General features: G+C 62.4%; 12 protein-coding genes. 6 read left to right on the forward strand and 6 right to left on the reverse strand.

Translation table 11 applies throughout. The features are described 5' to 3' along the window. Positions 1-4 precede the first annotated feature (4 nt). Together JI749_RS03695 and JI749_RS03700 are read right to left on the reverse strand one after the other, a co-directional pair. Positions 5-937 carry an AraC family transcriptional regulator gene (locus tag JI749_RS03695; protein WP_201659225.1) on the reverse strand — a complete coding sequence of 311 codons (933 nt, stop codon included), beginning with the start codon at positions 935-937 and terminating at the stop codon, positions 5-7. Positions 938-1,302: 365 nt separating this feature from the next. Beyond that, complete coding sequence (locus JI749_RS03700; RefSeq protein WP_201662512.1) at positions 1,303-1,974, reverse strand: DUF6766 family protein; 672 nt, start codon at positions 1,972-1,974, stop codon at positions 1,303-1,305. Between the two features lie 435 nt (positions 1,975-2,409). Between JI749_RS03700 and JI749_RS03705 the strand changes: the two genes are divergently transcribed. From JI749_RS03705 to JI749_RS03730, 6 genes are all read left to right on the forward strand, one after another. Beyond that, the gene (locus tag JI749_RS03705; RefSeq protein WP_201659240.1) at positions 2,410-5,097 is read left to right on the forward strand and encodes a GAF domain-containing protein; all 2,688 of its coding nucleotides are present in this window, start codon (positions 2,410-2,412) and stop codon (positions 5,095-5,097) included. A gap of 188 nt (positions 5,098-5,285) precedes the next feature. Continuing rightward, complete coding sequence (locus JI749_RS03710; RefSeq protein ID WP_201662515.1) at positions 5,286-6,452, forward strand: ROK family transcriptional regulator; 1,167 nt, start codon at positions 5,286-5,288, stop codon at positions 6,450-6,452. After that, complete coding sequence (locus JI749_RS03715; protein WP_201659243.1) at positions 6,449-7,225, forward strand: ATP-binding cassette domain-containing protein; 777 nt, start codon at positions 6,449-6,451, stop codon at positions 7,223-7,225. The genes JI749_RS03710 and JI749_RS03715 overlap by 4 nt, the downstream gene beginning before the upstream one ends. Positions 7,226-7,249: 24 nt before the next feature. After that, complete coding sequence (locus JI749_RS03720; protein WP_201659246.1) at positions 7,250-8,290, forward strand: sugar ABC transporter substrate-binding protein; 1,041 nt, start codon at positions 7,250-7,252, stop codon at positions 8,288-8,290. Positions 8,291-8,358: 68 nt separating this feature from the next. After that, positions 8,359-9,354 (forward strand): ABC transporter permease, encoded by a 996-nt coding sequence (locus JI749_RS03725; protein ID WP_201659249.1) that lies wholly within the window; start codon positions 8,359-8,361, stop codon positions 9,352-9,354. Continuing rightward, a complete protein-coding gene (locus JI749_RS03730; protein ID WP_201659252.1) occupies positions 9,351-10,127 on the forward strand; it encodes an SDR family NAD(P)-dependent oxidoreductase in 777 nt (258 codons plus the stop codon). Before JI749_RS03725 ends, JI749_RS03730 begins: the two co-directional genes overlap by 4 nt. Before the next feature lie 12 nt (positions 10,128-10,139). Here the strand turns inward: JI749_RS03730 and JI749_RS03735 are convergent, their stop codons facing one another. From JI749_RS03735 to JI749_RS03750, 4 genes are read right to left on the reverse strand one after another with little or no spacing between them, the layout of a single operon-like run. Next, positions 10,140-10,943 carry a GNAT family N-acetyltransferase gene (locus tag JI749_RS03735; protein ID WP_201659256.1) on the reverse strand — a complete coding sequence of 268 codons (804 nt, stop codon included), beginning with the start codon at positions 10,941-10,943 and terminating at the stop codon, positions 10,140-10,142. Beyond that, on the reverse strand, positions 10,940-11,674 hold the full coding sequence (locus JI749_RS03740; RefSeq protein ID WP_201659259.1) for an aspartate/glutamate racemase family protein: 735 nt from the start codon (positions 11,672-11,674) through the stop codon (positions 10,940-10,942). The genes JI749_RS03735 and JI749_RS03740 overlap by 4 nt, the downstream gene beginning before the upstream one ends. Beyond that, a complete protein-coding gene (locus JI749_RS03745) occupies positions 11,671-12,489 on the reverse strand; it encodes an ABC transporter permease (protein WP_201659262.1) in 819 nt (272 codons plus the stop codon). The genes JI749_RS03740 and JI749_RS03745 overlap by 4 nt, the downstream gene beginning before the upstream one ends. 1 nt (position 12,490) lies before the next feature. After that, positions 12,491-13,348 (reverse strand): ABC transporter permease, encoded by an 858-nt coding sequence (locus tag JI749_RS03750; protein WP_201659265.1) that lies wholly within the window; start codon positions 13,346-13,348, stop codon positions 12,491-12,493. Positions 13,349-13,360 lie beyond the last annotated feature (12 nt).

Genomic DNA, 13,360 nt, shown 5'->3' on the forward strand with positions numbered 1-13,360 from the left:
GGCGTCAGTGCCGCACGGCCAGCTCCGTCTGGCGCGCGCCCTCTAGTCGCCGCCGTTCCTCCGACCGGTTGCGATAGTCTCGCGGCGTCATGCCGTAGCGTTCCCGGAACCGGCGATTGAAGTTGGAAATATTGGTATAGCCGGCCAGAAAGCAGATGTCGGTGATCGAGTGCTGGTCTTCGGCCAATAGGCTGCATGCCTTGTGCAGGCGCATCGCTGTCAGGTAGTCGGTGAAGGTGTTGCCGGTATTTTTCTTGAAGAAGCGCGAGAAGCCGCTCTCGGTCATGTCCATGAAATCGGCCACTTCGCCCAGCGGCAGTTCATTGGTGAAATTCTCCGAAATGTAGATCAGCGCCCGCTGCAGCAGGGCCAGCGTCTCGCCATCCTGGTCGGGCATGAAATGGGCCGATGACAGCAGCACATAGTCCTGAGCGCTGGCCATCATCTGCAACAGCTCGAGAAACGCCACCAGCCGCTGCAGGCCGGTCAACTCGCCGATGTGCGTCAGCAGCGCAGCGCCATCGCGCGCCGTCGGTCCGGTGAAGGCAACCCCGCGCTGGATGCGCTGCATGAAGCCGTCCAACTCGGCGAGCTCGGGAATCTGCTCCCGAAAGCGAAGAATGCGGCCGGCGTCGAATTGCAGGATGGTGTCGCGCCCCTCGATGCGCTGGCCGGGATTGAGCGTCGTGACCCAGTCATGCGGCAGGCCGCCACCGACGACAGTCAGATGCCCTGGCCCGAATTCGCCGATGTGGTCGCCGACAAACGCGATCCCACTGGCATCATTGATGAGGTGGATCTCCACCTCCGGATGATAGTTCCAGACATTGCGTTCCCAAGGATAATCGTCGCGCCGCCACAGGAAGCTCTCATCCTCGCGCGTGACGATACGCTCGAATCTGGGCGCGTCCGACTGCTTTGGTACTATCGTGCTCATGCATGACACCTTATCACAATAGTCTGCGGCAGTTATCGGGAAGTATTCGAGAACGTTTGATGTCCGCAAATGATGGTGAATTGGTCTTCAGCCCTTCTCAACGCAACAGCCACCTTAACCTCAATCTAGGTGCCGCTTAGAAAGAAACACTTTGGGGAGTTCCCGGTTATTTCCCTGTTTTGACGGTACAGCCGCTTCCACCACAGAAAAACGCAGAATACCGTCACGACGGAGTCGCCCTGTCGTCGGCAATGGCACGGCTATGGCTCGCAAAGCGGCTGGCATCCGCAGGCGCCGGGCGGTCGGCTTCGTTAGTGTCCTGTGGCTATGCGGCCGTCTTCGGCTCCAGACAATTTACGATATCTCTAGTGGCCCGTTTTTGAGTGAGGCTCCGCCACCGGTTTGGATTCCGGCGAGCCTCGGTATCGCAGGATCACCGACAGCACGACCAGAACGGCGGTAGAGAGGAACTCCGACTGCCAGTTCTGAAATGATTCAAACCATAGAAGCGGGTCGGCGAGGTGCTCGATGGCGGAATGCGCGGGCTGGCCATGCAGCAACGCTTCCTCGTTCGCAGCTGCCGCGCTCTGCAGCCAGTGCAGGATGAACGACGCCGCGAAAAGAGCCAGCAAGGCGATCCCCAGCGAATATGAGTAGAGCGCGGACCAAAGTCCGCCGGCTTTGATCGGCCATGGCGCATGCTTGTTGCGGCGCTTTTGTTGCGGGTCAGCATCTTCCGGATTGACCTTGTCCGGGTCCTTGGATTCAGCGGAGCCGCGCTGGAAAAGCATGGCTGTCATGATGACGTAGGCCGACATCTGCAGAAACTCGCTCTCCCAGTTCTCGAACAGCGCCGACTGAAAGGAAGCGCTCAAGAAATAGTCGAGCACATCAATCGCCGGCCTTCCGTGCTCGGCAAGCGTGGCGTTTTCCTCAAGCCATCCGGACCACACCATGCCCAAAATGCACAGGCAGAAGATTGCCATTAAGGCTAGCGTCAGCCCGTTGTCCCGAAAGAAGCGATTGAGCTTGTCCATCCATTCACCTGCGTGTCCTGCTCGCACGCGCAGAATGGGCAGGCGCAAGAAGCGTTCCTGCGTCCCGCCAGACATTTCCCCGCAACCGGCGCCCGACCAGTCGTTTGGACAACCAACAGAGGCGGTCGCTTCGGTATCTCCACCCAAGATCCGGCTGAGCCTTGCCAGAACTGGGCTCGGAGGCAGGGACAATTATTGCAGAGCAACACCCCCCATGTCGGGAACTTTCAACCCCACCCTCCTCGTTTCCAATCTTGATCTCCGCGCGCCGGGAGAAAAAGTCGCAATGGTGGACTTCGACCTCCGTGCAACGAGCGAGTTCGGGCCTGGAACGGTCGTCGAACGGGATGGTCGCCCTCGGCGTAGTCAACAATGCAATTGGACGGGTAATCTGGTTTGGAGGTCTAGTTGCTTGATTCTGGGGGACATGCAGGCATGAGCCGACTGATCGAGGGTGGCCAATGCGGCGCTTTGGTCCGATCGCTGGATTGGTCCGGAAACTCCCTCGGCGCTATTGCCGCGTGGCCCCAGTCGCTGACCGCAGCAATCAACCTCATGTTGAATTCCAGCCAACCCATGTTCGTCGCCTGGGGGCCCGAGCTCAATTTTATCTACAATGACGGCTATGCGCCCATACTTGGCGGCCGTCATCCCAAGGCGATGGGCAGGCCGTTCAAGGATGTGTGGCCAGAGATCTGGCACGAAATCTGGCCCCTGATTGAAAAGGCCCTGTCCGGCCAGGCCACCTGGATGGAAAACATGCACCTGGTGATGGAGCGGCACGGCGCGCCGGAAAACACCTGGTACACTTTCTCCTATTCGCCCCTCTTTGACGACACCGGCGCCATCGGGGGAATGGTCTGTTCCTGCATCGAAACCACAGCTGAAGTGCTAGCGCAGCGGCTTGCCGATTTCCGCCTGGCTCTCGATAGCGAACTCAGAAGGGCGGCGGACCCTGCCGAGGCGATGTTTCGGGCTTCCGAGCTGCTCGGATCGAGGTTGGGTGCGGCCCGCGTGGGCTACGGCGACATAGACGCATCAGGCGAATTTGTCCTGGTCGAGCGCGACTGGACTGATGGCACGATCCCAACTGTGGCTGGGGCTCACCGGATGGAGGCCTTCGGGCCGGCCATTATCGCTGAATTGCGGGCCAACCAGACCATGACCGTCGATGACGTCAACATCGATCCCAGGGTCAACGAGGGTGCTCAAGCCTTCGCCGCCATTTCAACGCGCTCGGTCATGGCGGTGCCACTCCATCGCTTCGGCTCGTTCCGCGCCATGCTCTTCATTCATCATCATTCCCCGCGCCAGTGGTCGGCAGAAGACATAGCCCTCGCCGAGGAAACGCTGATGCGGACCTGGGACGCGGTGGAACGCGCTCGCGCCGAGCTATTGCTGCGCAGCAGCGAGGAGAGGCTCCGGTTTCTCGATGAGCTTGGTCAGGCGACGATCGCGCTCACCGACGCCAACGAAGTCCTGGCGATCACCACCAAGCTGGTCGGGGAACATCTGGGGGTCACCAGTTGCGCCTATGCAGACATGGATCAGGATAGCGACGGGTTTACCATTCGTGGTGATTGGTCGGACAATGGTTCAACCATCGTGGGTCACTATCGCCTCGCCGATTTCGGCGAACTGGCGGTGGAACGCTTGGGGGCGGGACAGCCCCTGATCATCAACGACAATGAAGTCGACATCGCGCCCCACGAAGCCGCGACCTTTCAGGCCATCGGCATCCGCGCAACCATCTGCATGCCGCTTGTCAAAAACGGCAAGCTGACCGCGTTGATGGCCATCCATGACCGACTCCCCCGACGCTGGACCGACCGCGAGCTGACGCTGCTGCTGGCAGTGACCGAGCGTTCCTGGTCGCATATCGAACGGGTTGGCGTGATCGCGAAACTGGCCGAGATCAACCGCGATCTGGAGGCCATGGTGGCCGAACGGACGGCTGATCTCATGGCGGCAGAGGCAACCCTTCGCCAATCCCAGAAGATGGAAGCGGTGGGGCAACTCACAGGCGGCCTGGCCCACGATTTCAACAATATCCTGGCCGGCGTGGGCGGCAGCCTCGATATTATGGCCCGTCGCCTGGAACAGGGGCGCATCGCGGAAATCGGGCGCTACATTACCGGGGCTTCTGAGGCGATAAAACGCGCAGCGGCGATCACCCAGCGCATGCTGGCTTTCTCTCGCCGTCAGACGCTCGATCCGACCCCCACCAATGTAGCCACATTGGTCGAGGGCATGATTGAACTGATCACCCGAAGCGTGGGGCCAGCGGTTGCCGTTTCCACCGAAATGGATGAGCGGCTCTGGCCCACCTTTGTGGATGTCAGCCAGCTGGAAAACGCCCTCCTCAACCTCTGCATCAATGCGCGCGACGCCATGCCAGAGGGCGGCTCGCTCACCATCAGCGGCGAGAACATGCACGCGCATGGCGCCAAGGCCAGCAAACTGGGCTTGCCGGAGGGCGACTATGTTTGCCTGACCGTCGCAGATACCGGGACCGGAATGACGCCGGAAGTCGTGGCGCGCGCCTTCGATCCGTTCTTTACGACCAAGCCGATCGGCCGTGGCACAGGTCTGGGCCTCAGCATGGTCTACGGTTTTGCAGGACAGTCCGGCGGCAACGTGGAAATCGAGACCGATCTCGGCGCTGGTACAAGGATCACGCTTTACCTGCCGCGCTTTGCCGGAGAATTGGAGACGCCCAGGCCAGAGTCACCGGGCGCAACGGTCGAGACGCGCAAGACCGACACGACAGTGCTGTTGGTTGATGACGAAAACCTTATTCGCATGGCCGTGGCCGAACAGTTGCGCGAGCTCGGTTTTGCGGTGCTGGAGGCGCCGGACGGCCCCTCGGCGCTACGCATTTTCGAAGGTGGCGCCAATATCGGGTTGCTGGTGACCGATGTGGGCTTGCCCAACGGCATCAACGGCAGGCAGCTTGCCGATGCCCTGCGCGCCTGGGCGCCGACGCTGCCTGTCCTGTTTATCACCGGCTACGCGGAAAAGGCTGTCCTGGGGCACGGTGATCTGGATGTGCGTACCCGAGTGCTGACTAAGCCATTCACGGCTGGATCATTGCAGGAGACCGTTGTGAACCTGCTCCAGTAACACCGCCTAGCGCGACTGGGATCCCCGGCTTGCAGGAATGGGGCCGGGACGAACGGGCATGGACTGAGCGATCCGACAATCCAATCTCCTCCTTTCGACATCACGGTCGACGCCCCATCGATTTTTGAACTCCATTTGACATAATAAATCCTCGGTGTCAGTGTGAGCGCTGGGTGAAGGGTGACGCCATGGTGTTGCGGGGGACAAATCAGGAGCAGGCGCGGCCTTACAACCGGCGCATCGTGCTCGAGTGCATCCGCAATGACGGGCCGCAGACGCGTGGTGAGATTGCCGAGCGCGTGGGCCTGACCGTGCAGACGGTTTCCACCATCGTCCGCGAACTGGAAGAGCAGGGCTATTTGCTGTCCTCCCGCCGCGCTCCGAAAGGCCGCGGCCTGCCTGCAACCATTCTCAACATCAATCCAGATGGCGGCTACGCCATTGGCCTGACCGTCACCCCGCTCGGGGTCGAGGCGGCGCTGATGAACCTGGCCGGGGACCTGCTGGGAAGCGCAGGTCGTGCTTGCCCGCATCCCACGCCCAAGCAGGCGTTTGAATTGATCGAGGAATTGGTGGCCGAGGTTCGTGCCTTTCGGCCAGCGGGCCGCATCCTGGGCGTCGGGTTCGCCATGCCTGGTCCGTTCGACGTGCAGGCCATGAGCTTTGTGGGTCCCACGACGCTGGACGGCTGGGCGGGGGTGCCGGTACGGGCGCGGCTCGAGGAAGTGACAAAACTCCCCACCTTCATTGCGGTCGATACGGTAGCGGCTGCACTGGGCGTTCGCCTCTACGGAGAGGGTGCCTCGGTGCGCCAGTTCTATTATCTCCATCTGGGCGCCGGACTGGGTGGCACCATGATGCAGGACGGCGTGCCGCTGCGCGGCGCCTGGGGCAATGCCGGTGAGATCGGGCACATCCAGGCCATTCCCGGCGGACTGCCCTGTCCTTGTGGCAATACGGGATGCCTCGAGCGCTACCTCTCGCTTGACAGCTTCAGCAACCGTCGGCAGGGCCAGAGCGAAGCCGATTGGGTGAAAGAGGTGACGCCGATCTTTCACAGCGCCATCCGCACTATCGAAAACCTCTTCGACCCCCAGACGATTGTGTTGGGCGGGATCGCACATAGCGAGCTGATTGCTGCCCTGGTGGCGACGACAGAGCAGCTGCAGACGTCCATTTCCAGTCGCTACGATCGGACCACGCCCCGGGTCATTGCCTCGTTGGCCAACCAGTCAGTGCTGCGGGGCGCTGCTGCCCTCGCTGTTTCCGGAGTGCTGTCGCCACGCCAGGAACCCACGTCTTCACCCGGTCGCGCCCGCAAGCGCGATCCGTTCTCGAACGGAATGGCCGCATGACCGAAGAACTGCTCACGCTCGACAACATCACCAAGAGCTACGGCGCCGTACAGGCCCTGCGGGGCGTTTCGTTTTCCATTGCCAAGGGCGAGGTCATCGCCCTGCTCGGCGACAATGGTGCCGGCAAGTCGACGCTGGTCAAGATCATCTCGGGAGGTCTGGAGGCCAGCTCCGGCAGCATGCGCTTCGAGGGTCGGGACTTCCGTCCCAAATCACCGTCCGAAGCCAAGGCGGCGGGTATCGAGACCGTCTACCAGGACCTGTCGCTCTGCACCAACGTCGATGTTGTCGCCAATTTCTTCATGGGCCGCGAGCTGACCCGCCCGGTCATGGGCATCAAGGTGCTCGACGAGGCGCGCATGGAAGAACAGGTGGCCAAGGCCCTGGCGAGTGCGGGCACGCGTATCCCCTCGCTTCGCACCAAGGTGGAACACCTCTCGGGCGGGCAGCGGCAGGCGATCGAACTCAATCGCTTTGTCCATTGGGGCGGCAAGCTGGTGCTGCTCGACGAGCCCTTCGCGGCGCTGGGGGTGGAGCAGACCAAGCGCGGGCTCGAAATGATCCGCCAGGTGGCAGCACAGGGCATTGGCGTGGTCATCATCACCCACATCATGCAGCAGGCCTTCCAGGTCGCCGACCGGATGGTGGTCATTCGCCAGGGCGTGGTCGCAGGCGACGTGCCGACCAAGCAGACAAACGCGGACGCAGTGATCGGCATGATCACCGGCGAAACCCTGGCCGGTGCCGGACCGGTCGCGGGCGCGGGGGAATAGCCATCCGGCTACAGGGAGCGACGAATGAAGCAGTTGTTGAAACACGGCATGGTTCTTCTGGCCGGTACGGCCGCCTTGCTGCACCCCGCCTACGCCCAGGACAAGGGCATGGTCTATTACATGGTCCCCACCCTGCTCGATGAGTTCCAGACCGGCTCGGTCAGCGCGCTCGAAATGTTCCTCGAGCAGGTCGGCTATGACCTCACCACGCTCAACGCCGACAACAAGACCGACCTGCAGCAATCGCAGATGAACGACGTCATCGCCTTGGCGCCAAAGGCGATCATCCTTGCCGCCGTCGACTTCAACGCCCTGGCCCCATCGGTCGATGCCGCCCGCGCCGCCGGCATTCCGGTGATCGAGTTCGACCGCCAGATTTCGTCCACCGTCTCGGACTTCACCTCCGTCGCCGGCACGGTCGAGATCGGCTATGTCGCCGCCGAGCAGGTCGAACGCCTGCTCACCGAGAAGAACGGCTCGGTCAAGGGCAAGGTGCTCCAAGTGCTGGGCGACCCCGGCGACCCCTATACCCTGGACATCCAGAAGGGCTTCGAGGAGCGCATGGCGGCCTTCCCGGAAGTCACCATCATCAGCCAGCCCGCGATGATGTGGGAAGCCAGCAATGCCGGCACGATCGTGTCCGACCAGCTTCTGGCCAATCCCGACATCGACATCGTCTTCAGCCATGCCGCCCATCTCTCGGTTGCGGCGGTCGCCTCGCTTGAAGCGGCCGGCAAGCAGCCGGGCGACGTCTATGTCATGAGCTCGAACGGCGCGCCGGTGGCCCTGCAGATGATCCGCGATGGCTGGATGCAGGTCGAAGTCGAACAGCCGCTCTATGCCCAGGCGGCTGCCGTCGCCATGTTCATGGACAAGCTGGTCGCCAAGGAGCCGATCGAACCCGGCGAATATGACGTGCTCGGCCTGCCCTCGGTGGTAACGGACGAAGCCTGGGGACCGACGATCAAGATTCCGGGCGCCGCGATTACGCCCGAGAATGTCGACGACCCGTCCTTTTGGGGCAATCTCAAGCCGCCGGCCGCACCGGTGACGTCGGTCGAGTAATCCGCAACGGCTCCTTCCGCCCCGCGGGAGGAGCCTCCCCGGCACCCATAATATCCCGAGAGATCGCGATGCAGCCCAGCCAACGCCGCAGCCTTGAATTCGTGCTCGACAATCTCGTCTGGTTCATGCTGCTCGCCGTTCTCGCCATCTTCTCGGCGACCGTGCCCAACTATTTCCAGCTCGGCATCTTCGCCAACATCATCGAGCAATCCTCTGTGCTGGGGGTGATGTCGATCGGCCTGGCCCTGGTCATCATTGCCGGGCACATGGACCTGTCGGTGGAGTCGGTGGCAGCGCTTAGCGCCATGGCGGCGGGCATCCTCTTTGCCTCCTCCGGCATTGGCATGGGCATCACGTTTACGCCCGGCTGGCTGGTCGTTCCGGCCTCGCTGCTGGTGGGGCTGGGCGTTGGCGCGGTTGTCGGGGCCCTCAATGGCTTTCTCGTCATCAAGGTCAAGATGAATGCCTTCATCGTGACGCTGTCGAGCTTCATCTGGGTACGCGGGCTCGTCGTTGCGGCATCCGGCGGGCGCTCGGCGCAGAACCTGGCGGATGAGTTGCGCTGGCTCGCCATTCAGCGGTTCCTCGGCATTCCGCTCACCGCCTATATCGCCATTGCCTGTTTCATCGGCTTCTCCTTCATGATGGCCAAGACGCGTTTCGGCCGGCACCTGATCATGATCGGCGGCAACGAGGCGGCAGCCTTTCGTGCCGGCATCAAGGTCGACAAGGTGCTGATGATTGCCTTCATCCTGTCGGGCACCATCGCGGCCCTGGCCGGCTGGCTGCTGGCCATCCGGACTTCCGGCGCAACGGCGAACCTGGGCGCCGGCATGCTGTTCAATGCCTTTGCGGCAGTGGTGATCGGCGGCGTCAGCCTCAAGGGTGGCCTTGGTGCCTTGCCCGGGGTCTATGCGGGCGTGCTCTTGCTCAGTTCGATCAACACCGCGATCAACCTCATGGGCCTGCCGGCGCATTATACCCAGGTCATCCATGGCCTGCTGGTGCTTGCCGCCGTGCTGCTCGATACGCTTAAGCAGACGATCAGAAAGAAACTGGCATGACCGGACGGCTGGCAGGCAAGACCGCAATCGTCGTCGGCGCGTCGCGCGGCATCGGCAAAGGTACGGCGATCCGCTTCATCGAAGAAGGCGCCAATGTCGTTCTCGCCGACTGGGAGCCTGAAGCCGGTCAGGCGACGGCCGACGAAATCGGCGCCACATTCATCCAAACCGACATATCCAAATATGCGGACGCCGAGGCTGCGGTGGCCCTTGCGGTCTCCAAATTCGGTCGCCTCGATATCATCGTGCAGAATGCCGGCATCTATCCCTGGCAACTGATCGAGGACACGTCGTCCGCCGACTGGGACCGCGTCATGGGGGTCAACCTGCGCGGCAGCTTCCATGCTGCCAAGGCCGCCTTCAAGGTCATGAAAGCGCAGAGGTCGGGCCGCATCCTGTTCACGTCTTCGATCACCGGTCCGTACGTGACCAGCCCGGGTCATGGTCACTATGGGGCCACCAAAGCCGGCATCAACGGCTTCATTCGGTCTGCGGCCTTGGAATTTTCCAGCTTCGGCATCACCGTCAACGGCGTCGAGCCGGGAAACATCATGACCGAGGGTATCCAGGAAGGGCGCGGAGACGCCCACATCGCCTCGATGCTGGCAGCGATTCCCCTCGGGCGGCTGGGCAGCGTGCGCGACGTGGCCAATGCCTTCCTGTTCCTCGCCTCCGACGAGGCAAGCTACATCACCGGCACGACGATCGTCGTGGATGGCGGCCAGCTTCTGCCCGAAGGCAATGATTTCCGTCTCGTCCCCACCGGCAATTGAGCTCCGGCTCCGTCAGCCCAGCTCCAAGGTCGAAACGCCGAACACGCTGTCGGCGCGGATGGATGGGGCGCGACCGCGGTACATCCTTTGCGTCTCGAAGCCCCGCTCGAGGCCAAGGCGCGACAATTCCCTGATCCAGCCGGTCTGGTAGGCGGGAACGTCGATATGGATGGGCCCCGAGCGGATCGCGAGCAGTTCGAGCGCCGCCTCGACGCTCTGTGCAAACAGCGGACCGATCTTGTGACCTTCCTGGCAGGCTCTGGACACGGCATAGCCATCCAAGACACCATCCGTTCGGCGGCTGCTGCACATTCGCGGCGCGGCAACCCAGCGACGCAGAAATTCGTCCCGGCGTGCTGGAAAGCATTGCCGGTCGACCGCACCAATCTCCTCGAGCTGCACGGAAGGCAACGGGCGATCTGGCGTGGTCAGCATCCCGCTCATGCGAATTGTCCGGTAGGCACCGGCAAAACCCATTCTGGCGTAGTTGGCCTGCTGTTGGGGAACGCCATCAAGACCGATGGTGCGGTCGCCAAGATAGGCCATGGCCGCGTCCCATACCGCCCTGGCGTGTCCCTGTCCCCGCCAGCGCGGATGGCAGATGTAGAGCCCGATGAAGCCGAAATGTGCATCGTAGGCCACAGCAGATATGCCGGCGACCATGACGTCGTCGACGAATGCGCCGATGAAGCCGTTCGGATCGGCCGCCTGGAAAGCAACAGCGTCATCAAGGCCCGGATTCCACCCTTCGGTGGCCGCCCAATTGAGCAGTTCCTGGATCTCTGACAGTTGCAGCCTTCGGATAATTCGGTTCATGCTGGCGCGAACTCGGATAGCGCACCGTGGTACCGCTTGGCCAGTGGGGCGGCATAAGCGCCGCGCTTGCTGGTCTTCAGCCCAAGCGACACCAAAGCCTCCGCCTGCTTCACCGCTGCGCCCACGCCATCGATGACCGGCATGCCGAACTCGGCCTGAAGCGTGTGGGCGAGGTCGGCCATGCCGGCACAGCCGAGGACAATCGCCTCGGCATTGTCCTGGGCGATGGCGGCAACGATCTGGCTGCGCAGCCGGTCACGGGCGCCGGAATTGGGATCCTCCAGCGACAGTACGGCAATATCCGCCGCCCGGATGCGGGCGCGTCCGGCCATGCCATAGCGCTGCGCCAGTTCTTCGATCGGCACCCGCGAGCGTTCCATGGTCGTGACGACGGTGAACCGCTTGGCAATGAAGGCGGCTGTCGCAAGGGCGGCCTCGCAGATGCCGACAACCGGCATACGCACCATGGCCCGGGCGGCGTCCAGCCCGGTATCATCGAAACAGGCGATCACCGCCGCCGCTGCGCCCTCGCGTTCCGCATGGCCGATTTCGCGCAGCAGGCCGGGCAGGGCAAAGGCTTCGTCGTAATAGCCCTCGATGGATACCGGCCCCATGCTCGATGTCACCGCGACGATCTCGGTGGTCGGCGCCGCCACCAGCCGCGCCGCGTGGGCGATGGTGGCAGTCATGCTCGGTGTCGTATTGGGATTGATGACGGCGATGCGGGTCATGCATTGGCCCTGCGGCGATTGACCCAGAGGATGGCGCCTAGCGTCACGAGAATGACCAGGAACGAGAAGACCGTCGTAACCGTGCCCAGGGCATAGAGAACGGGCGTCGTGACATTGGTGGTCATGCCGTAAATTTCGAGCGGCAGTGTGTTGGAACTGCCCGAGGTCATCAGCGTCCGGGCGAATTCGTCATAGCTCAGCGAGAAGCCGAACAGGCCTACCCCGATCAGGCTGGGGGCGATCATGGGGAGCAGCACATGGTAGAAGGTCTGCCATGAACTGGCGCCCAGATCGCGGGCGGCCTCCTCATAGGCGGGCGAGAAGCGGTTGAACACCGCGAACATGATCAGCACGCCGAAGGGCAATGTCCAGGTCAGGTGCGCACCGAAGCCGGAACTGAACCAGTTGGGCTGGACTCCGATCTGCTGGAACAGCACGCCGATGCCGAGCGAGACGATGATCGAGGGTACGACCAGGCTGGCCACGGTGAGGTAGAAGAGCGGCGAGGCGCCGACGAACCGGCGGCGGAAAGCCAGGCCTGCCAGCAGCGACACCAGCACCGTCGCCGCCATCACCATCAGTCCCAGCGCAAGCGAGCGGCCAAAGCTGGCGCCGAAATTGCCCACGGCCTGGGTCTCGAACAGGTTCTGGAACCAGCGGATGGAGACGCCATTGAGCGGAAAGGTCAATCCGCCCTGCGGCCCCTGGAAGCTCAGGATGAACACCGCCGAGAGCGGACCGTAGAGAAACAGGACAAAGACCACGAAGAAGGCGGCCAGGATGTAGAAGCCTGGGCTGCGTTTTCCCTCGGTCATATCAAAGCTCCTTGCGGATATCGACGAGTCGGAGAATTCCCGCGACCATCAGCAGCACCAGTGCCAGGAGGACAATGGCGTTGGCCGCGGCAGCCGGATACTGCAGCAGCGACATCTGGTTGCGCATCATCAGCGCCACCGACGCGGATTGCCCTCCACTCATCACCTGTACGGTCGAGAAATCGGCCATCACCAGCGTCACCACGAAGATGGTGCCGATGGCGATGCCCGGCTTGCTCAGCGGCAGGATGACGTTCCAGATGATCTGCCAGTCCCTGGCACCGGCGTCGCGCGCCGCCTCGACCAGCGATTTGTCGATGCGCATCATGGTGTTGAAGATCGGGGTCACCATGAACAGGGTGTAGAGATGCACCATAGCCAGGATCACCGCGAAATCGGAATAGAGCAGCCATTCAATGGGCTGGTCGATCACGCCGGCACCCACCAGGCTCGAATTGATGAGGCCATTACGGCCGAGCACCGGGATCCAGCTGATCATGCGAATGATGTTGGACGTCAGGAACGGCACGGTGCAGACGAGAAACAGGATCATCTGCGTGGTGGCGCTGCGGACGTGGAAGGCCAGGAAATAGGCCACCCAGAAGCCGACAAAGGCGGTGATCGCCCAGACGATGACGGCAAACTTCAGCGTGTTGCCATAGGTCTTCCAGGTAACCCAGCTGCCCAGCGTCTCGCCGTAGTTGAAGGTGACGAAATCGGGATACATCCCCGCAAAGTCGTAGTCCCAGAAGCTGACGACCAGCAGCATCAGGATGGGAATGGCCAGGAAGAAGCCCAGAACGAGCAGCAGCGGCGTGGCCTGGATGTAGGGCGTGGCGCGGGCGATGAGGTTGTTCATGGCAATATCCCG

The organism is Devosia oryziradicis, assembly GCF_016698645.1.
Lineage (GTDB): Bacteria > Pseudomonadota > Alphaproteobacteria > Rhizobiales > Devosiaceae > Devosia > Devosia oryziradicis.